This is a genomic window from Mycobacterium marinum (assembly GCF_003391395.1).
GTDB classification, from domain to species: domain Bacteria; phylum Actinomycetota; class Actinomycetes; order Mycobacteriales; family Mycobacteriaceae; genus Mycobacterium; species Mycobacterium marinum.
Window position 1 is genome coordinate 347475 of the sequence record NZ_CP024190.1, and the last position, 19841, is coordinate 367315.

Sequence of the window (19841 nt, forward strand, 5' to 3'; positions counted from 1 at the left end):
TCCCGGGGTTGTCCGCCCACTCCCGTACGCGGTGTGTTCCAGCCCACAGGACGCAGTAGCAACTTTTCTCTCAACTGCCCCGCAACACAAGGGTCGGTAACGGGCGCCTACCGGAGCGGACCGGAGACCAGATGCCACCACGCGCGGGGCGGGTCACGCGTGCCAGCTGGACCAGCGCCGCACGGCTACGCAGATAACCGGCCCATCCAGCAGCACCGATTGGTATTGGGCGTACTTTGCGCGCAGCAGCCGGTAACCCGTGTGCAGCACCGCTCCGGCTGGATGGATTTGGGCGACTCCGTCGGCGCGGACCCACCACAACTGCGTCCAGTCGTCGTCGTAATGGTCGACCAGCAGGCTGACCTGCGGCGTGCGCTCAATGTTGGTGAGCCGGCGCAGCCTGCGGGTGGATTTCGGCTTCGCGTCGACGGCAGTGAAGATCAGGTCGTTGTCGACCGCGAAAACCACCGGCACCACATGGGGAATGCCCTCGGGTGTGACCGTTGCCAACCGCGCCACCGGGGATTGTGTGAACCTGACCGCGGGGTCGAACACTTCGCCCACCGGCCCAGCCTACGGCCCGGAGTGGGGCCGGTCGGTCTGGCCGGCGCGCTACCGTTGCTCGATGCGGGCGGAGACTCAGATCGCCAACCTGCTCTATCGCTATGCCGAATGCATCGACGCCGGCGATTTGCCGGCGGCCGCCGCGCTCTTCGAGCACGCCCGCATCCGAATCGCCGCGGACGGTGATCAGGACGGCGGTCAGGACACCGTCGATGCGGCGGGATTGTTGAAGATCTGGGAGGCCCTGATCATTGTGTATCCCAACGGGACGCCGCGCACCAAGCACGTGGTCAGCAATCCGATCATCGAGATCGACCCGCAGTGCGGAATCGCTCGTTGTCGCAGCTACTACACCGTTTTTCAGCAGGTCGACGACTTCCCGCTACAGCCGATCGTCACGGGCCGTTACCACGACCGTTTCGCCTGCGTCGACGGCAAATGGCGGTTTTCCTACCGCGACCTGACTCTGATCGACATGGTGGGTGACGTCAGCCACCACCTCAGGTATGCGCTGGAGCCCGGTCCGTCGACCTCGGCGAATAACCGGCGATCTGGGCCTTAGCAAGGCCACACATCGCTATCCTTGGACTATTCTCGTAAGACTAGGTTTTGCTGCCCGGACCTGAAGGCTGGGACAATTCTCTGATTCTTACCCCGACGCAGGAGGATGCGGGATGAGTAAATTGCGCCACCACTCACCGAGGTGGTCATGGCTAGTGGCGGTACTGGCCGTGCTGGGACTGGGCCTGGCCACCGTGCCGGCGCCGGCGCACGCGGCGCCGTCGAACCTGGCGCTGGATCGGTTCGCCGACTTCCCGACACTGCCGCTTGACCCCTCAGCGATGGTCGCGCAGGTCGGCCCGCAGGTCGTCAACGTCAACACCAAGCTCGGCTACAACAACGCGGTCGGGGCCGGAACGGGCATCATCATCGATCCCGCCGGCGTCGTGCTGACCAACAACCACGTGATCTCGGGCGCCACCGACATCTCCGTCTTCAGTGTCGGTGACGGCCGCACCTACGGCGTCGACGTGGTCGGTTACGACCGCACCCGCGACGTCGCGGTGCTGCAGATGCGCGGCGCGGGTGGCCTTCCCGCCGCCGCGATCGGCGGCGGCGTCTCCGTTGGTGAGCCGATCGTGGCGATGGGCAACACCGGCGGGCAGGGCGGTACGCCCCGCGCGGTGCCCGGACGCGTGGTCGCACTGGACCAGACCGTCGAGGCATCCGACGCGCTGACCGGCGCCGAAGAGACGCTCAACGGGTTGATTCAGGTGGACGCCGCGATCGCCCCCGGTGACTCCGGCGGGCCGATCGTCAACAACATGGGTCAGGTGGTCGGCATGAACACCGCCGCCTCCGACAACTTCCAGATGTCCGGTGGCGGAACGGGCTTCGCCATCCCGATCGGACAGGCGATGGGCATCGCCGGACAGATCCGCTCCGGCGGCGGGTCGCCCACGGTGCACATCGGGCCCACCGCCTTCCTCGGTCTGGGTGTCGTCGACAACAACGGCACCGGGGCCAAGGTTGCGCGCGTGGTTGGCAGCGCTCCGGCGGCGGTGGTCGGCATCTCCACCGGCGACATCATCACCGCACTCGGCGGCGCCCCGATCAACTCGGCGACCGCGATGTCGGATGCGCTCAACGGGCACCACCCTGGCGACATCGTCTCGATCAGCTGGACATCCAATTCGGGTGGGCAGCGCACCGAAAACGTGACGCTTGCCGAGGGCCCGCCCGCCTGATCTCGCTGCGGCTTCTTCGCGTCGGTCAGCCAATTCGCATGGCACCGGGCGTGATTGCGCGCATCGATCTTGGCGTGATTCTTGTGGTTGCGCCTCGGGTACCCGTGGCATCGTGGAATTGATGAACGAGGCAACCAACACCATCGAGCACAATCCAGCCGAGGGCAGCCACGTCGAGGGAGGTGTGGTCGAACACCCCGATGCCAAGGATTTCGGCAACGCGGCCGCGCTGCCCGCCGACCCAACCTGGTTCAAACACGCGGTCTTCTACGAGGTACTGGTCCGGGCGTTCTACGACGGCACCGCCGACGGTTCCGGCGACCTGCGCGGCCTGATGCAGCGCCTGGACTATCTGCAGTGGCTGGGTATCGATTGCATCTGGTTGCCCCCGTTCTACGATTCGCCCCTGCGTGACGGCGGCTATGACATCCGGGACTTCTACAAGGTCTTGCCGGAGTTCGGCACCGTCGGCGACTTCGTTGCCCTGGTAGACGCGGCCCACCGGCGCGGCATCCGGGTGATCACCGACCTGGTGATGAACCACACCTCGGAATCGCACCCGTGGTTTCAGGAGTCTCGGCACGACCCCGACGGCCCCTACGGGGACTACTACGTCTGGAGCGACAGCAGCGAGAAATACACCGACGCCCGGATCATTTTCGTGGACACCGAAGAGTCCAACTGGACTTTCGATCCCGTGCGCCGCCAGTTCTACTGGCACCGGTTTTTCTCCCATCAGCCGGACCTGAACTATGACAACCCGGCCGTGCAAGAGGCGATGATCGACGTCCTGCGGTTCTGGCTGGGCCTGGGGATCGACGGATTCCGGTTGGACGCCGTTCCCTACCTGTTCGAGCGGGAAGGAACCAACTGCGAGAACCTGCCCGAGACGCACGCCTTCCTCAAGCGCGTCCGCAAGGTAGTGGACGACGAATTCCCGGGCCGGGTGTTGCTGGCCGAGGCCAATCAGTGGCCGGCCGACGTCGTCGAGTACTTCGGTGAGGCCAGCACCGGTGGCGACGAATGCCATATGGCCTTTCACTTCCCGCTGATGCCGCGCATCTTCATGGCGGTCCGCCGTGAATCGCGGTTTCCGATCTCGGAGATTCTGGCAAAGACCCCGCCCATCCCCGATATGGCACAGTGGGGAATCTTCTTGCGCAACCATGACGAGTTGACGCTGGAAATGGTCACCGACGAAGAACGCGACTACATGTACGCGGAGTACGCCAAGGACCCGCGGATGAAAGCGAACGTCGGGATCCGCCGCCGGCTGGCGCCGTTGCTGGAGAATGACCGCAACCAGATCCAGCTGTTCAATGCGCTGCTGCTCTCGCTGCCCGGCTCGCCGGTGCTCTACTACGGCGACGAAATCGGCATGGGCGACGTCATCTGGTTGGGGGATCGCGACGGGGTGCGGACTCCGATGCAGTGGACCCCGGACCGCAACGCCGGTTTCTCCACCGCGAACCCGGGCCGGCTGTACCTGCCCCCAAGCCAGGACTCCGTTTACGGGTATCAGGCGGTCAACGTCGAGGCGCAACGGGACACCTCGACATCGCTGTTGAACTGGACCCGCACCATGCTGGCGGTACGACGCCGCCACAACGCGTTCGCCGTCGGCACGTTCCAGGAGCTGGGCGGCTCCAACCCGTCGATCCTGGCCTACGTGCGCGAGGCCCCGGGACCGGCCGGCGAAGACGGGGACGTCGTGCTGTGTGTGAACAACTTGTCGCGCTTCCCGCAGCCCATCGAGCTCAACCTGCAGCAGTGGAACAGCTACACGCCCGTCGAGCTGACCGGGCAGGTGGAATTTCCCAAAATCGGGCACCTGCCTTACCTGCTCACCCTTCCGGGGCACGGGTTCTACTGGTTTCAGCTGTCCGCATCCGAGGAGGAACGATGACCGCGCCGGTGACGATGCACTGGGGGCACCACCCGCTTGCGGGGGACCAAGCAATGAGAAGGAGCGGCGCTAAATGAACTCGCCAGCCACGCTTGCAGCCAAGCTGCCCTGGTCGGAATGGCTCCCGCAGCAACGCTGGTACGCCGGACGCAACCGCGAACTGGCCGCCGCCGAACCGGGTGCGGTGGTGGCGCTGCGCGATGATCTGGACCTGGTGCTGGTGGATGTCAGCTACACGGACGGCTCCGCGGAGCGCTACCAGGTGCTGGTGCGCTGGGATGCCGGGCCGGTCTCGGAATTCAGCACGCTGGCCACCATCGGCTCCGCCGACGACCACACCGGCTTCGACGCCCTCTATGACCCGGTGGCGCCGCAGGTTCTGCTCTCGCTGATCGACTCGTCGGCCGTGCGAAGTTCGTCCGACGGGCAGGTCAGCTTCGCTCGCGAGCCCGATGTCGAGCTGCCGCTGGATGCCTACCCGCGGGTCTCTGACGCCGAACAAAGCAATACCAGCGTGATATTCGACCGCGGGCAGGCCGCGATCCTGAAGGTCTTCCGCCGGGTGAGCAGCGGGATCAATCCCGACATCGAACTCAACCGGGTGCTGGGCCGGGCGCACAATCCGCACGTGGCGCGGCTGCTGGGCACCTACGAAATCGGCATCCCCGGCGAGCCCCCGGAGGCCGCGTGCCCGCTGGGCATGGCAACCGCCTACGCGGCCAACGCGGCCGAAGGCTGGGCGATGGCCACCGCCAGCGTCCGTGACCTGTTCGCCGAGGGCGACCTGTACGCACACGAAGTCGGCGGCGACTTGGCCGGCGAGTCCCGCCGGCTCGGTGAAGCGGTCGCGTCGGTGCACGCGACCCTGGCCGAGCAGCTGGGGACGGCACAGGCCACCTTCCCGGTGGACCACGTGCTGGCGCGGTTGTCGTCGACCGCTGCGGCGGTGCCCGAACTGCAGCAGTACGCCGGCACCATCGAAGAACGGTTCGTCAAGCTGGTCGACGAGACGATCAGCGTTCAGCGCGTGCATGGGGATCTGCATCTGGGGCAGGTTCTGCGCACGCCGGAGAGCTGGGTGCTGATCGACTTCGAAGGCGAACCGGGGCAGCCGCTGCGGGAGCGGCGGGCCCCCGATTCGCCGCTGCGCGACGTCGCGGGGGTCTTGCGCTCGTTCGAGTACGCCGCCTATGGGCCGCTGGTCGACCACGCCGACGATAAGCAGTTGGCGGCTCGCGCCCGGGAATGGATCACCCGCAACCGCACCGCGTTCTGCGAAGGCTATGCGGCCGCCTCGGGAAACGATCCGCGGGATTCGGAGCTGCTGCTGGCCGCCTACGAACTCGACAAGGCCGTCTATGAGGCCGGCTATGAGTCGCGGCACCGGCCCGGCTGGCTGCCGATCCCGCTGCGCTCGATCGCGCGGCTCACCGCCACCTAGGTCGGCGGGCGCACCGGCCGCCGGCGCCCGGCCGGTGACTGTGGCTCGCCCGAACGGGCATGGTCTGGCCTGCTGATTTCTGCGGTCGTCGAACGGGTCTGACAGCATGGCTGGGTGAGGAGTGACATTTTCGACAGCGAGGCGCGACTGTCTTGGGTGCTGGCGGTGCTGGCCGGCGTGCTGGGTGCAACCGCTTTCACCCACTCTGCCGGCTACTTCGTGACATTCATGACGGGAAACGCCCAACGAGCCGTGCTGGGCTACTTTCGGGACGACGTGTGGCTTTCGGTCACGGCGGGGCTGCTCCTGGTGTGTTTCCTGGTGGGAGTCGTGGTCGCATCGGTGTGCAGACGGCACTTCTGGGTGGATCACCCGCACGGCCCGACCGTGCTGACCACCTTCAGCCTGGTCGCCGCGACGGCCCTGGACATCGTCATCGGTGGATGGGAAGGCAGCCAGCTGGACTTCCTGCCGATCATGCTCGTGGTCTTCGGTGTGGGTTCGCTGAACACGTCGTTCGTCAAGGACGGCGAGGTGTCGGTGCCGTTGAGTTACGTGACCGGGACGTTGGTCAAGATGGGGCAGGGCATCGAACGCCATATCGCCGGCGGACAGGCGGCGGACTGGCTCGGCTACTTCATGTTGCTTGCCAGCTTCATTCTCGGCGCCACCGTGGGTGGGACCATCAGCTTGGTGGTCAGCGGAACCCAGATGCTCGCGGTCGCCTCAACGGTGTGTGCGCTGACAACCGGCTTCACCTATTTCCACTCCGACCGTCGGGCCCTGTTGAAGTAGCAGCGCCACCAAAAAGCATCGGCAGCAGCGCTGGCCGTTGCGCTGCTGCCGATGCAGGTTTTGGAGCTAGCGAGCCCCTCAGGCGGCCGGAGCGACCGGGGCGGCGGGAGCCTCCGGGGCAGCCGGAGCCGCCGGGACGGCAGGCCCGTTGAGCACCTTGAGGATGTCGCCCTTCATGGCAACCAGCTGCTGGTTCCAGTAGGGCCACGAGTGCGTGCCATTGGTCGGGAAGTTGAACACCCCGTTGCGCCCACCCGAGGCCAGGTAGGTGTCCCGGAAGGTCTGGTTGGTGCGCAGTGTCAGGCCTTCCAGGAACTTCGCCGGCATGTTGTCGCCACCGAGGTCGCTGGGGGTGCCATTGCCGCAGTAGACCCAGATGCGGGTGTTGTTGGCGACCAAGCGCGGAATCTGGACCATCGGGTCATTGCGCTTCCAGGCCGGGTCGGTGGACGGGCCCCACATGCTGTTGGCGTTGTAGCCACCCGAGTCGTTCATCGCCAGACCGATCAGCGTCGGCCACCAGCCCTCGGAGGGGTTCAGGAATCCCGACAAGGACGCGGCGTAGGGGAACTGCTGGGGGTAGTAGGCAGCCAGAACAAGCGCCGAACCGCCCGACATCGAAAGGCCCACCGCCGCATTGCCGGTTGGCGAGACGCCCTTGTTGGCCTGCAACCAGGCGGGCATCTCCCGGGTCAGGAAGGTCTCCCACTTGTAGGTGTAGCCCTGACCGTTGCCCTGAGAGGGCTGGTACCAGTCGCTGTAGAAACTGGACTGGCCGCCGACGGGCATAACCACCGACAACCCGGAGTTGTAGTACTCCTCGAAGGCGGGAGTGTTGATGTCCCAACCGTTGTAGTCGTCCTGCGCCCGTAGCCCATCGAGCAGGTAGACCGAGTGCGCTCCACCGCCCTGGAACTGAACCTTGATGTCGCGGCCCATCGCCGCCGACGGAATCTGCAGGTATTCCACCGGCAGACCCGGCCTGGAAAATGCCCCGGCGGTCGCCGCGCCACCCACGGCCCCAACAAGTCCGGACAACAGGGCAGCCCCTATGGCCGCGATGGTCAGCCGGCGCGGAGCGCCGGCCGCTGCGCCACGCAACTTCTCAACGAACTTCATAGCTCCTACCCAACTTTCATCTGCCGCACGGCACGGTCAAATCTGTCTGGGCGAGTGAAACACAGGGCCGCGCCCCAATTCGTCTGTCGCGGCCGGAGAAGAATGTCGCGGTTATCTAACGATTGAGAATCGGCGCCGAGTCGTTTCGACACGATAACGATTGATGCTCAGATTGGTGTTGAAAACTTGAAGAATTCGGCCGCGATGCGCTATTTGCTTCGTAATTCGGTAACGCGAATTTGCGATGTTTCGGGTGTTCATTGCCCGTCATAGGCACTTTCGAGCCACTTTGGTGCGCAACTCAAAACCATTGTAGTCGTGCATATTTGAAGAATATGCGCGATGGAAGCGGCTACTTTTCGATGTTGTGCAGGGTGACCCCGGCAAGCGCGCCGCTTTCGACTGTCGCGGTCATGTAAGTGCAATGGGGAGCTCGGCGACGATCGGTGGGAGACCCCGGATTCAGCAGCCGTAAACCGGTGCTGGTTGTGGTGTCCCACGGGATATGACTGTGACCGAACACCAGTACGTCGCTATCGGGATAGAGCCGAGACATCCGGGCCTCGCGACCGCCCGCCGCGCCGGTCTCGTGAACGACGGTGAAGCGCAGACCCGCCAGCACGACGTCCGCCCGCTCCGGTAACCGGCTGCGCAGATCGGGTCCGTCGTTGTTTCCCCAGCAGCCCACCAGCCGGGCCGCCCTGCTCTGCAGTTCGTCGAGCAACTCGACGGTTACCCAGTCGCCCGCGTGGATCACCACGTCTGCCCGGGCGACTTGCTTCCATACCTGGTCGGGTAGGTCGCGGGCGCGCTTGGGGACGTGCGTATCGGCGATCAGCAGTAGCTTCACAAGTTCTATGCTTACCCACGAGCAGAGGAGACAGCCATGCGCACCTTCGAATCCGTCGCCGACCTTGCTGCCGCTGCGGGTGAAACCATCGGGCAAAGCGACTGGGTGACGATCACTCAGGAAGACGTCAACCTGTTTGCCGATGCGACGGGAGATCATCAGTGGATCCATGTCGACCCGGAAAGAGCGGCCAAGGGGCCATTCGGCACCACCATCGCACATGGCTTCATGACCCTGTCGCTGTTACCTCGCCTGCAGCACGAGATGTACACGGTCAAGGGCATAAAGCTGGCAATCAATTACGGGCTCAACAAGGTTCGATTCCCCGCCCCGGTGCCGGTCGGTTCCAGGGTGCGCGCCCAGAGTTCGCTGGTCGGTGTTGAAGACGTCGGCAACGGCGCGGTCCAGGCGACGGTTGCCACGACCGTCGAGGTCGAAGGGGCCGGTAAGCCGGCCTGTGTGGCAGAAAGCGTCGTCCGGTACGTCACCTGACCGGCCGGGGCGGGGGCCGTGAGAATCCAGTCGCCGCACCACTTTTCGGCATCCGGACGCCGAGCGGCCGGCGTCCGGTGTTAGAACTCCGCGATGCTGTGTTCCAGGCGCTCGGCCAGCCGCGCCTCGGCCGCCGCTCGCCGGGTGGGTATGTGCTGTGACGGGAACGGCGTTGTAACAGGCTCGTATTGGCGCAGTGTCCGGCGTGCCACCGTCATCTTGTGCAGTTCGGTGGCGCCGTCGGCGATGCCCAGCGATTCGGCGGCCACCATCATCTTGACGAACGGCATCTCGTCGGAAACGCCGAGCGCGCCGTGCAGGTGCATGGCGCGCTGCACCACGTCGTGCAGCACCTGTGGCATTGCGACCTTTACCGCCGCGATGTCGCGACGCACCTTCTGATAGTCGTGGTGCTTGTCGATCAGCCACGCCGTGCGCAGCACCAGTAGTCGGAACTGCTCGATCTGGATCCAGCTGTCGGCGACCTTCTCCTGCGTCATCTGCAAGTCGGAAAGCCGGCCGTGTCTGGTCTGCCTGGATACGGCGCGTTCGCACATCATGTCAAAGGCTCTGCGTGCCAATGCAATTGTGCGCATCGCGTGGTGAATGCGACCGCCGCCGAGTCGCGTCTGCGCGATCATGAACGCCTGGCCTTCACCGCCGAGTACATGATCGGCTGGCACCCGAACATCGTGGTAGCGGACGTAGCCGTGGCTGGCGTGCTTGCTCGATTCGGTCCCGACGCCGACGTTGCGGACGATCTCGATACCGGGTGTCTCCGCCGGGACGATGAACAGCGACATCTTCTCGTAGGTGCGGGCCTGCGGGTTGGTCACGGCCATCACGATGAAGAACGAGGCGTGCTTGGCGTTGGTGGAAAACCACTTCTCCCCGTTGATGATCCAGCTGTCTCCGTCGCGGGTGGCGGCCGTGACGAACGACCCTGGATCCGAACCTCCCTGAGGTTCTGTCATCGAGTAGCAGGAGGTGATTTCGCCGTCCAGCAGCGGTTGCAGGTAGCGGGCCTTCTGGTCCTCGGTGCCGAACAGCGCCAGGATCTCGGCGTTACCCGAGTCTGGTGCCTGACAACCGAACACCGAGGGCGCCCAGCGCGAGCGTCCGAGGATTTCGTTCAGCAGCGCAAGCTTGACTTGGCCAAACCCCTGCCCGCCGAGTTCCGGTCGCAGGTGAGCGGCCCAGAGCCCCTGGTCCTTCACCTGCTGCTGCAACGGCCGCAGGACGGCCATCGTCTCGGGGTTCTTCTTGTCATAGGGATCGAGAGCTACCAGATCCAGTGGTTCGAGTTCGTTGACCATGAACTCTTGGACCCAGTCCAGCTTCGCCTGGTATTCGGGGTCTGTTTCGAAGTCCCACACCGTAGGCCAACCGTTCCCCGGCGCAGCGCCGCACCGGCATCGATGATGGAGCCACCCCATCGTAAGGGCGTGGTGGAGCTGCTGGGTATCAGGCGGGATCGGGCCGCCCGGCGGTACGGTGACCCGGCGATGCCATGGCGGTCCCAGATACCCTCGCTGAGATGACCCCACAGGCGCGTCCGGCACAGCAGGCCGATATCCGTGAGCTGTCCCGAACCATGGCCCGGGCTTTCTACGACGATCCCGTGATGACGTGGCTGTTTCCCGGTGACCGGGCCCGGACCGCGCAATTGTGCCGGTTGTTCGCGGCCATGACACGCCACCACCATCTGGCCCGCGGTGGCGTTGAGGTGGCCTGCGACGGACCGGGTATCGGCGCGGCGGCATTGTGGGATCCGCCGAACCAATGGCGCGAGACACGGCTCGGGGAACTGGCGATGACCCCGGCCTTGCTTCGGGTGTTCGGGTTCCGAACGGGGGTGGGACGTGCCGTGCAGTCGGCGATGAAGCGCGCACACCCCGAAGAACCACACTGGTATTTGGCCGCCATCGGCAGCGAACCGACGGTTCGCGGACAGGGTTTCGGTCAGGCGCTGCTGCGGTCGCGGCTGGACCGCTGCGACGCCGAGTACTGCCCGGCCTACCTCGAGTCGAGCAAGCCCGAAAATGTGCCCTATTACCAGCGTTTCGGTTTCACCGTTACCGGTGAGATCGCGCTGCCGCACGGTGGCCCGTCGATCTGGCCGATGTGGCGTGATCCGCGGTAGGCCGGCCCAGTCACGGCACCGTCGTTGCGGCCGGTGTCAACGCCGCGCGCGCTGAAACGCCTCGCGATCCACGGCCACCAGGATGGTGTCGCCCACCGCTCGCACGGTCGCCGTACGTGGGACGTCGCGCAGGATCGCCTGCTCGCCGAAGCCCTCGCCGGGGCGGAGGTGGTGCACCGCGGTGCCGTCGTCGAGGACCTGGGCGGCGCCCTCGAGGATCACGTAGTAGGTATCGCCGTGGTCGCCCTCGCAGGTGATGAGCGCACCGTCGGGGGCGGCCAGCACCTTGGCGGTGTCGGCGAGTTCGCGCAGCGCGCCGTCGCCGATGCCCGCCAGCGCCGGCTGCGCGGCGAGCAGCTCGGACAGCGAATGGCTGTTCAGTGCGGGATCCGGGCCGAGTTCGATGAGGCGCTCCTCGACGGGCACGGTGCCCAGCCGGGTGCGGGCGAGCCCGCCCAGCCGCAGACCCGCTGCCGTGTTGCTGGACAGCGCGGCGAGGAACTCGGCACGATCCACCGCGACCAGGTCGAGGTCCTTTCGCGCTGTCACGGTGGCCGAGCGCGCCACGTCGTGCAGCAAGGCGATCTCCCCGAACGACCCGCCGGGACCAAGGGTGGCCACCCGGCGACCGTTGACGGTGGCGTCGGCCAGGCCGCTGGCGATCATGTAGAACCGGTCGCCTCGGTCGCCCTGGCGGATCACGTCGGAGCCCGCAGGCACGGCCATCCGCGTCGCCGTGCGCGCGAGCTGCTCGAGAGCAAGTGCGGGCAGCGGGGCCAGCACCGGGGTCGCCCGGATCACCGCAAGCTTGGCGCTGTCGTCGTCGCTGAGCTTGTCGGCGCGGCGCACCTGCGGCCAGGCCAGCACCGTGATGAGCGCCGCGGCACCACTGACGATGGCCAGGGCGCCGGTCAGTCCCAACGAGTCGACCAGCACCGCCGCGATCCCCGCACCCGCGGCGATCGCCAGCTGTGACACGCTCTGCAGACTGGCCGCCGCGGTCACCATCGAGGCTCTGTTGACGCTGCGCTGAACAAGCGTCGGTGCGATGGCCCACGAGGCCGCGCTTCCCCCACCCACGCCGGCGGCCAGCACCAGGCCCAGTGCGGGCAGACTGGCCGCACCGATCGCCGCGAGCAGGAGCGCCTCGCTGAGCCGGGCCAAGGTGAACATGCGGGCCAGCCCGCCCCGTCCCGCGATCGACAGCATTGCCACCGCACCGAGCAGGCCGCCGACGCCGTAGATGGTCATGATCGTCGTGACACCGCTTGGGCCGAGCCCAAATTGGTCTGCGGCCAACGGCGCGCTCGCGACGTACCAGAAGCCGTCGAGCAGCGTCGTGGTGAGAAGGAACAGGGTCGCCGCCGCGGCGGCCGGACGGCTTTCGATGATCGCGCGAAACCCGGCTCCGACCGCCCTGAGCTGGACGCGCGCGACGCCGCCGGATGGCCGGGCACCGCCGGTATCGGGCATGTCATCGATGGGCGCCACGGTGATCCGTAGCGCTGTCAGGGCGCCGACGACGAAGAGCGCCGCCGGCAGGGTCAAGGCCCAGCCGACGCCGACGAAGGCCAGCATCACCCCGGCCAGCGCCGGCCCGGCCAGGGCGCTGGCATAGAGAAGAACCCCGGTCGCCGCGTTGGCGGTTGCCGCCTCGGCCACGCTGGTGGCCAGACGCACCACCAGCGCGGCATGCAGGGAGCGCACGGCCGCCGACATCAGCGAGTCGACGCCCAGCACCACCAAGACGACACCGAGCGGCGCCCCGGACACCACCACGATGACGGTGGCGATCGTTGTCATCCCGCGGGCGCCAACCCCGATTGCCAGGTGTACCTGGGGGCGTGGACTGGTGGCCAGCGTTGCCGCCAGCGGCGCCAGAAGTGCGCTGGGCAGCATTCGGACCAGGGTCACCACGCCGACGGTGGCGGCACCGCCCACCGAGAAGGCGAAGACGGTGAGCAGCACGCCGTGCGCGGAATTACTGGTGAGAAAGGTGGCGCATACCGCCATTAGTCTGCGCAGCTGAGGATCGCGCACCAACTTGCGAGTCGCGGCCAGAGCCACGCGTAGAACTATAGCGGCTTGAATCTGGCGCAGTGCTCGTTTGCCGAGGGGCCACCGCGCACCTCGAGCGGTAGCCGCCCGAACGCGGTTTGGGGCCTGGGTGATCAAGCGGCATCAGCCCGAAACGGACTCAGGGCCTGCTTTTCCAGCCGGCGACACCGATTGCGACCATCCGCAGCTGTTTGACCGCGATCCTTCGGATCTCCTCGAGCGCCTCGGAGCTCTGCGCGTCCTCGATCGCCTCGGCCGTGACAATCATGGCGTTGACGAACAGCGTCGCCAGGATGTTGAGGTCTTCGGTGCTCCACTCATTGAGCCCGGGAAACCGCGCCAGGTCGGTGGCCAGTTCCGAGGTGATCAGCCGGATCTCGGTACGGATGGCGTAGCGCAGCACCGATAGGCCGGTGGAGCGCTCACGCACGATGAATCGCCAGTGCTCGCGGCGTTCGGCCACGCTGCCTATCAGGATCTCGACGGACGATTCGATCACCCGGTTCGGGTCCAGGCGGCCCGCCCGCGCGCCGCGCAGGGTGTCGCGCAACGTTCGGAACGACTCGTCGATCAGAACCAAGCCCAGGGCTTCCATCGATTCGAAGTGGCGGTAGAACGCGGCTGGCACGATTCCGGCTTCGCGCGTGACTTCACGCAGACTCAGCGCGCTGAAGCTGCGATCATGCACCAGCTTGAGGGCGGCGGCGATGATGGCGCGCCGGGTGGCCTCCTTGCGCTCCTCGCGTGACGGGCTGTCCCGGGAGCGGCCCGATCGGTGCGGGCGTGAGCTAGGAGTACGTTCGTTCACTATGTGAACCCTACCACAGAGCTGCGGAAAAACCTTGACGACCAGCGTCGTCACGTCGCACCGTGTACATATGTTCACTCAAACTTTGACCCAAACTCTGGCAAAGCGGGTCCTGGGTTCCGGCCTGGTCGACCTGCTCACCGGTCCGCACGGAATCGATCGATACACCGAGTTGGTGGAGCCGACGTGGACGCTGGGCGAGGCCCGCGCCAAGCTCATCGACGTGCGGCGCACCACGCCGCGCAGCGTCACCCTCACGCTGGCCCCCAATGACACGTTCCGCTCGCCCATGGCGGCGGGTACCGGCCCCCTGGCCGGTCAGTACGTCAACCTCACCGTCGATATCGACGGTCGACGTCACACCCGGTGCTATTCGCCGGCCAACGCCGAAGGCAGCGAGACTCTCGAGCTGACCATCGGTCGCCACGACGGCGGGCTGGTGTCGACCTATCTCTATGACCATGCCCGCCGCGGCATGGTGGTGGGCCTGGCCGGTGTCGGCGGCGACTTCGTGCTGCCGCAGCGCCGGCCGCGCCGCATCCTGTTCGTCTCCGGCGGCAGCGGCATCACGCCCGTGCTGGCGATGCTGCGCACCCTGGTTGCCCAGCACCATCTGCACATTCACGGTGCCGAGATCACCTTCATCCACTACGCGCGCAATCCCGCCGAGGCCTGCTATCGCACCGAGCTGGCCGCACTGCCCGGGGTGCGGGTTCTGCACGGCTACACCCAATCGGGTGGCGGCGACCTCGTCGGCCGATTCGGCCCGGATCACCTGGCCGCCGCGATGGACGCCCCGGACGCGGTGTTCGTTTGCGGTCCCACCACTTTGGTGGACGCCGTGCGGGAGAACTGTGAAAACGTGTTCACCGAAAGCTTCGTGCCGGCGCCGATCGAAGCGCCCGCGCAACCATCCGGCGGCCGGGTGAGGTTCGCAGACAGCGGCATTGACGTCGTCGACGACGGCCGCTCGCTGCTCGAACAGGCCGAATCGGCCGGACTGGCACCGGAAAACGGCTGCCGGATGGGCATCTGCCACACCTGCACGAGGCGCAAGACCTCCGGCACGGTGCGCAACCTGGTCACCGGTGCGGTATCGGTCGCTCCGGACGAGGACGTCCAGATCTGTGTATCGGTTCCGGTCGGCGACGTCGACCTATCGCTCTAGCCATCAATCCACATCAACCTTGGGAGGGGAAACCCATGGGAAACAACAACATCGCAACCATTGCAGAAACTGCAGACACCGCAACCCGCGCGAATTTCGCCCTGACGCCCGAACAGGCCGAGGCATTCGGCCGCGAACTCGACGCCATCAGGGAACGCGTGATCGCTGACCTCGGCGAAGCGGACGCCGACTACATCCGCCGTGTCATCAAGGCTCAGCGGGCGCTGGAAGTCGGTGGACGCGCACTGCTGTTCGCCGGCATACTGCCACCGGCCTGGCTGGCGGGCACCGCAATGCTGGGCTTGTCAAAGATCCTGGACAACATGGAGATTGGCCACAACGTCATGCACGGCCAGTACGACTGGATGCGTGACCCCGCGATTTCCGGGCGCTCCTTCGAGTGGGACACCGCCTGCCCCGCCGATCAATGGCGGCATTCGCACAACTACATGCACCACACCCACACCAACATCGTGGGAATGGACCGCGATATCGGTTACGGCATCATCCGGATGAGCGAAGACCAGCCGTGGCAGCCGTACTACTTGGGCAATCCCGTCTACGCGTTCCTGTTGATGGTGCTGTTCCAGTACGGCGTCGCGCTGCACGAACTGGAAACCGAGCGCATTCGCTCCGGCGAGATCACGCTCCGCGACAAGCGTGAGACTTTGACGGAGATCTGGAAAAAGACCAGACGTCAGACCCTCAAGGACTACGTCGCCTTCCCGCTGCTGGCCGGGCCGTTTGCGCCGTTCGTCTTCACCGGAAATCTCACGGCGAACCTGATGCGCAACGTGTGGTCGTACATGATCATCTTCTGCGGCCACTTCCCCGACGGCACCCAGGAGTTCAGCGTCGAAGAAACCCAGAACGAGTCTCGGGGGCAGTGGTATTTCCGCCAGGTGCTGGGCTCGGCCAATCTGACCGGCGGCAAGACCTTCCACCTGCTGTCGGGCAACCTGTCCCACCAGATCGAGCACCATCTGTTCCCCGACATCCCGGCCCGCCGGTACGCCGAGATTGCCCCCGAGGTGCAGGAGATCTGCGAACGCTACGGCATTCCTTATAACCGGGGCCCGCTGCTGCGCCAGTTCGGCACGGTTGTTCGCAAGATCGTCAAACTGGCATTCCGTGGCTCCGATCGACAGGAAGCGCACGCGTTGGCCTAGCACCGTGTCGGTGGTGACCGACGACGCCGGCACCCGCACCAAGCCTTGTCCAGAAAGTGGACAGCGGCGAGCTGCCGATGCGCTCCCCCAATCGTGACCAAACCGGTACGTTGGGCCCAAGCGTGGTCACCGGCAGCGGAATTGCCTAACGCCAGATGAGTTCTCGCAGATCGTCGCGTGCATCGCCGGCGAACCCGCAGGCCTGAAATCCCCGGCGAGCGGCCGTGGTGGCGACGCTCACGTCTATTGCACGTTCCCGCTGGAGGACAATGGGATCCGTGGAGTGGACGGGCGCACGCTATGCGGATAGGCCGACCGTGGAGGCCTCGACGTGGATTGACGCCGAGCCCGAACGGGTCTGGAGCCTCATTTCCGACATCGCGCTGATGCCGACGCTCAGCAACGAGCTGCAGGCCGTGGAGTGGGTTGGCGGCGCCAGCGAACCACGCGTCGGCGCCCGGTTCATCGGACACAACCAACACGAGGCGTTCGGGCAATGGACCAGCACATCCCAAGTTGTCCGATGCGATCCGCCCCGCGAATTCGCTTGGGCCGTCGGTGAACCCGACTATCCGGCCGCGGTGTGGCGGTTTCGTCTGGTCCCCCGCGACGGTGGCACCAACCTGACTTACCGGACGCAGATCGGGCCAGGGCGCTCGGGATTGTCCAACGCCATCGATGCGATGCCGGACAAGGAAGAAAAGATCGTCTTCGTGCGACTGCGGGAGTTCGAGGCGGCGATCGACAAGACCCTGGCCGCGATCAAGAGGTTGGCTGAGCACGGAGTGCGTTGATGCGTACGGCGACGACGGTCGAGCTGTCCGGCGGCAAGGACGGCAAGGACAGCAAGGATGTGGTCGACTTCGTCGTCGAGGCCGAAAAGCTCGGCCTACACACCTGCTGGGTGGCCGAAGCCTGGGGCAGCGATGCGCCATCGGCGCTCGGCTACATCGCGGCCCGGACCGACCGGATGCAGCTCGGTTCGGGGGTGCTGCAGCTTGGTACCCGATCCCCGGTGCTGGTCGCGCAAACGGCGATCACCCTGTCCAATCTGTCCTGCGGCCGTTTTCTGCTCGGGTTGGGGGCATCGGGCCCCCAGGTGATTGAAGGTCTACACGGCGTCGCTTTCGACCGGCCGCTGGCTCGGCTCAGGGAAACGGTCGAGATCGTGCGGCAGGTGTTCGCGGGCGGCAAAGTTACTTACTCCGGCAGCGAGTTTCAGATTCCCCGCCGGGGCGGGGAGGCACGGCCCATGCGATTGTCGACTCGTCCCGAGTACGACATTCCGATCTACCTGGCCGCATTGTCGCCGGCCATGTTGCGGCTGACCGGGCGGATTGCCGACGGTTGGCTGGGTACCAGCTTCGTTCCCGAAGGCGCCGGTGACGCGTATTTCACGCACCTGGATGCCGGGCTGGCCGCTGCCGGTCGCAGCCGAGCCGACATCGACTTCTGCCAGGGCGCTGAAGTGGCGTTCGTATCCGATGCCGAAGAGCTGCGGGACATGGTCGCGGCGCGCAAGACGGAACTCGCATTCAGCTTGGGCGGGATGGGGTCGGCGAGCACCAACTACTACAACCAGGCTTACAGCAGGCAGGGCTGGTCGGAGGTCGCGGCCGCGGTACGCGAGCGCTGGCAACGGGGCGACCGCGATGGGGCGGCCAGGCTGGTCACCGACGAGATGGTGCTGGCCACCACGCTGATCGGGACCGAGGAGATGGTCCGGTCCCGGCTGATGGCGTGGCGCGACGCGGGGGTGAACACGGTGCGGCTCTATCCCGCGGGCGACACGATGGACGCCAAGCTTTCCACGCTGGGCCGGGCCATCGAGTTGGTCGGTGCGGTCGGGTGACTCAAGCCACCTCGGTCGGGGCATCGGCGAGCTTCACCAGCTTCACCTCCGGCCGCGCCGGCACGCCGTCGGCGAGAAACCAGCGGAATGCGAGATTGCCGCGGGGATAGTCCAGCGCGGTCAGCGAGTTCGGGTGTGCGGTGACCCCGCGGGAGAGCACCACGGTCACCGAGCCATCGCTGTTGGCGATGGCGCTGTGGCCGTTGACCGAGCACCGGGCATCGGCGGCGCCACAGGTGGCCATGAACTGGTTCCACACCACCAGGTTCCAGAACCGGCACGACGGCGGTCGGTGCGTGATGACCAGCGCCTCGTCGTCGTCGAGCACAAAACTGCCGTAGGAGTAGCAGGCGTCGCGTGCCGACCAGCCGAAGTTGGCGTCGGGCACCTGGTAGGGGTCGGCGAATTGGTTCGCGGCGTGGGCGGTGTTGTGCCCAAGCGCGTGTTCGTCTGGCAAGTCCTGGTCCCGTGTCCCAACGGGCAGCGGCATGATGGCGAACATGGTGCGCAACCAGGTCGCAACCGACCGCAGGCCGGCAGCGGTCTGCGGATCTGCATGTCGGATCGGGTCGGGCTCGTCGAGCGCCTCGATGTGCCAGGTGATCGGGCGCCCGGTCAGTGGGTTGGCCTGGTAGTCGCGGGTCATCAACACCGCCGCGTCGGGGGTGGGGCCCAGTTCGAAGGAGAAGTTGCCGTCGGCGTCGACGTCGAGATCGCCATCGCGAACGATCGCAACGATCCGGTCTGACCACGCGCCCGGTGCTGGTTCGTTGTAGGCCGTCACCGAGAAGTACACGCTGTCGCCCTTGTTGCCGCTGATGCGGTAGCGGCGATCGGGGTCGACCGGGCACATGAAGTAGTAGGCGTCGGTGTTGTCGCCGCCCCATCGGCGGTCGCGGCGAAACGGCGTGTTCACCGCGACGAACTGGGGCCGACCGGGCTCGGGAAAGAGGTAGGCGTCGAAGGCGACGCCCAGCGTGGTGGCGAGCATGCGGTAGCCGTCGGCGACGTGACGGTCGTCGGTGACGGCGCGCTCTCCCTCGAGGAACGAGCTGTCCAGAGTGCGCAGGGTGTCCAGCAGCTCCTGCCACGCGGCGGTCGACTCGTATGTCATTGCGGGGTTCCTTTCCGGATTCCTTTCAGCAGCAACGTCGTCGTGCGGTCGATCCAGGCGTCCCCGACGCCGGGCTCGAGTTCGCCCGGGCGGGTCAGCAGACCGATCAGGACAATGCCGGCGATCGCCTCGGCCAGTTCGGCTGCGGTGACATCGGCCCGGACCTGGCCCCTGGCCGCGGCATTGTCCAGCCAGGTGGTGAGCCCACGCCCGAAGATCTCGCCGAATCGCACCAGCAGCGCGGAATGCAGCGTTGGGTCGGCGGCCATCTCGCCGATCAGCCCCGGCAGGGCCGCCTTGGCGGCCGGGGTGCTCAGCACGGCCGTCGTGCGCCGCACCATTTCGCGTAGATCGTCGGCCGGTGATCCGGTATCGGGGACGGCGGTGACGGCGTCGATCGGGAACACCGCCTCATGCACCAGGTGCGCCTTGCTGGGCCAGCGCCGGTAGATCGCGGGCTTGCTGGTGCCGGCGCGTTTGGCGATGGCGGAGACCAGCAGCCCGGCGTATCCGGTTTCGGCGAGCAGCTCGACCGTCGCGCGCAGCACGGCGCCGTCGATGCGCGGGTCACGGGGCCGGCCAAAATCAACTACCATTACGAAACTCAGAGTAAC

At 66.2% G+C, this 19841-nt stretch carries 18 protein-coding genes and 1 pseudogene; 11 read left to right on the plus strand and 8 right to left on the minus strand.

Annotation, left to right across the window (positions count from 1 at the left end):
• Nucleotides 1–153: 153 nt before the first annotated feature.
• The gene (locus CCUG20998_RS01495; RefSeq protein ID WP_011742304.1) at nucleotides 154–564 is read right to left on the minus strand and encodes a TIGR03668 family PPOX class F420-dependent oxidoreductase; all 411 of its coding nucleotides are present in this window, start codon (nucleotides 562–564) and stop codon (nucleotides 154–156) included.
• Between the two features lie 61 nt (nucleotides 565–625).
• Between CCUG20998_RS01495 and CCUG20998_RS01500 the strand changes: the two genes are divergently transcribed.
• The 5 genes and pseudogenes from CCUG20998_RS01500 (at nucleotide 626) to CCUG20998_RS01520 (ending at nucleotide 6454) form a co-directional block, all read left to right on the plus strand.
• Nucleotides 626–1126: a nuclear transport factor 2 family protein gene (locus CCUG20998_RS01500; RefSeq protein ID WP_011742303.1), complete on the plus strand. Its 501-nt coding sequence runs from the start codon at nucleotides 626–628 to the stop codon at nucleotides 1124–1126.
• A 112-nt stretch (nucleotides 1127–1238) separates the two neighbouring features.
• On the plus strand, nucleotides 1239–2312 hold the full coding sequence (locus tag CCUG20998_RS01505; RefSeq protein ID WP_036451601.1) for a S1C family serine protease: 1074 nt from the start codon (nucleotides 1239–1241) through the stop codon (nucleotides 2310–2312).
• A gap of 121 nt (nucleotides 2313–2433) precedes the next feature.
• Nucleotides 2434–4291: pseudogene (treS, locus tag CCUG20998_RS01510) on the plus strand (maltose alpha-D-glucosyltransferase).
• Nucleotides 4292–5659, plus strand: coding sequence for a maltokinase N-terminal cap-like domain-containing protein (locus CCUG20998_RS01515; RefSeq protein WP_020731411.1), 1368 nt, complete (start codon nucleotides 4292–4294; stop codon nucleotides 5657–5659).
• Between the two features lie 114 nt (nucleotides 5660–5773).
• Nucleotides 5774–6454: a YoaK family protein gene (locus CCUG20998_RS01520; protein WP_012392312.1), complete on the plus strand. Its 681-nt coding sequence runs from the start codon at nucleotides 5774–5776 to the stop codon at nucleotides 6452–6454.
• Between the two features lie 78 nt (nucleotides 6455–6532).
• Here the strand turns inward: CCUG20998_RS01520 and ag85C are convergent, their stop codons facing one another.
• Nucleotides 6533–7573 (minus strand): diacylglycerol acyltransferase/mycolyltransferase Ag85C, encoded by a 1041-nt coding sequence (gene ag85C, locus CCUG20998_RS01525; RefSeq protein WP_011742299.1) that lies wholly within the window; start codon nucleotides 7571–7573, stop codon nucleotides 6533–6535.
• A gap of 352 nt (nucleotides 7574–7925) precedes the next feature.
• Nucleotides 7926–8423, minus strand: a complete 498-nt coding sequence (locus CCUG20998_RS01530) for a metallophosphoesterase family protein (RefSeq protein ID WP_020731412.1) — start codon at nucleotides 8421–8423, stop codon at nucleotides 7926–7928.
• A 36-nt stretch (nucleotides 8424–8459) separates the two neighbouring features.
• Between CCUG20998_RS01530 and CCUG20998_RS01535 the strand changes: the two genes are divergently transcribed.
• Entirely contained in the window at nucleotides 8460–8915 is a 456-nt protein-coding gene (locus tag CCUG20998_RS01535) for a MaoC family dehydratase (protein ID WP_020731413.1), read from the plus strand.
• A gap of 80 nt (nucleotides 8916–8995) precedes the next feature.
• Here the strand turns inward: CCUG20998_RS01535 and CCUG20998_RS01540 are convergent, their stop codons facing one another.
• Nucleotides 8996–10291 carry an acyl-CoA dehydrogenase family protein gene (locus tag CCUG20998_RS01540; protein ID WP_020731414.1) on the minus strand — a complete coding sequence of 432 codons (1296 nt, stop codon included), beginning with the start codon at nucleotides 10289–10291 and terminating at the stop codon, nucleotides 8996–8998.
• A 161-nt stretch (nucleotides 10292–10452) separates the two neighbouring features.
• Here CCUG20998_RS01540 and CCUG20998_RS01545 point away from each other — a divergent pair, with 161 nt between their 5' ends.
• Nucleotides 10453–11058 carry a GNAT family N-acetyltransferase gene (locus CCUG20998_RS01545; protein ID WP_020731415.1) on the plus strand — a complete coding sequence of 202 codons (606 nt, stop codon included), beginning with the start codon at nucleotides 10453–10455 and terminating at the stop codon, nucleotides 11056–11058.
• A 36-nt stretch (nucleotides 11059–11094) separates the two neighbouring features.
• Here the strand turns inward: CCUG20998_RS01545 and CCUG20998_RS01550 are convergent, their stop codons facing one another.
• Both CCUG20998_RS01550 and CCUG20998_RS01555 read right to left on the minus strand, forming a co-directional pair.
• Entirely contained in the window at nucleotides 11095–13125 is a 2031-nt protein-coding gene (locus CCUG20998_RS01550) for a cyclic nucleotide-binding domain-containing protein (protein ID WP_036456920.1), read from the minus strand.
• Between the two features lie 130 nt (nucleotides 13126–13255).
• The gene (locus CCUG20998_RS01555; RefSeq protein ID WP_012392318.1) at nucleotides 13256–13924 is read right to left on the minus strand and encodes a TetR family transcriptional regulator; all 669 of its coding nucleotides are present in this window, start codon (nucleotides 13922–13924) and stop codon (nucleotides 13256–13258) included.
• A 70-nt stretch (nucleotides 13925–13994) separates the two neighbouring features.
• On the opposite strand from CCUG20998_RS01555, the gene CCUG20998_RS01560 reads away from it, so the two are divergent.
• From CCUG20998_RS01560 to CCUG20998_RS01575, 4 genes are all read left to right on the plus strand, one after another.
• Nucleotides 13995–15092: a flavin reductase family protein gene (locus CCUG20998_RS01560; protein ID WP_020731417.1), complete on the plus strand. Its 1098-nt coding sequence runs from the start codon at nucleotides 13995–13997 to the stop codon at nucleotides 15090–15092.
• A 35-nt stretch (nucleotides 15093–15127) separates the two neighbouring features.
• Nucleotides 15128–16261 (plus strand): fatty acid desaturase family protein, encoded by a 1134-nt coding sequence (locus CCUG20998_RS01565; protein ID WP_020731418.1) that lies wholly within the window; start codon nucleotides 15128–15130, stop codon nucleotides 16259–16261.
• A gap of 269 nt (nucleotides 16262–16530) precedes the next feature.
• Nucleotides 16531–17055 carry an SRPBCC family protein gene (locus tag CCUG20998_RS01570; RefSeq protein ID WP_081651115.1) on the plus strand — a complete coding sequence of 175 codons (525 nt, stop codon included), beginning with the start codon at nucleotides 16531–16533 and terminating at the stop codon, nucleotides 17053–17055.
• The gene (locus tag CCUG20998_RS01575) at nucleotides 17055–18113 is read left to right on the plus strand and encodes an LLM class flavin-dependent oxidoreductase (protein WP_020731420.1); all 1059 of its coding nucleotides are present in this window, start codon (nucleotides 17055–17057) and stop codon (nucleotides 18111–18113) included. The genes CCUG20998_RS01570 and CCUG20998_RS01575 overlap by 1 nt, the downstream gene beginning before the upstream one ends.
• Before the next feature lies 1 nt (nucleotide 18114).
• Here CCUG20998_RS01575 and CCUG20998_RS01580 read toward each other — a convergent pair whose 3' ends face one another.
• Both CCUG20998_RS01580 and CCUG20998_RS01585 read right to left on the minus strand, forming a co-directional pair.
• Complete coding sequence (locus CCUG20998_RS01580; RefSeq protein ID WP_020731421.1) at nucleotides 18115–19227, minus strand: DUF1214 domain-containing protein; 1113 nt, start codon at nucleotides 19225–19227, stop codon at nucleotides 18115–18117.
• Complete coding sequence (locus tag CCUG20998_RS01585; RefSeq protein ID WP_020731422.1) at nucleotides 19224–19823, minus strand: TetR/AcrR family transcriptional regulator; 600 nt, start codon at nucleotides 19821–19823, stop codon at nucleotides 19224–19226. The genes CCUG20998_RS01580 and CCUG20998_RS01585 overlap by 4 nt, the downstream gene beginning before the upstream one ends.
• Between the last annotated feature and the right edge of the window lie 18 nt (nucleotides 19824–19841).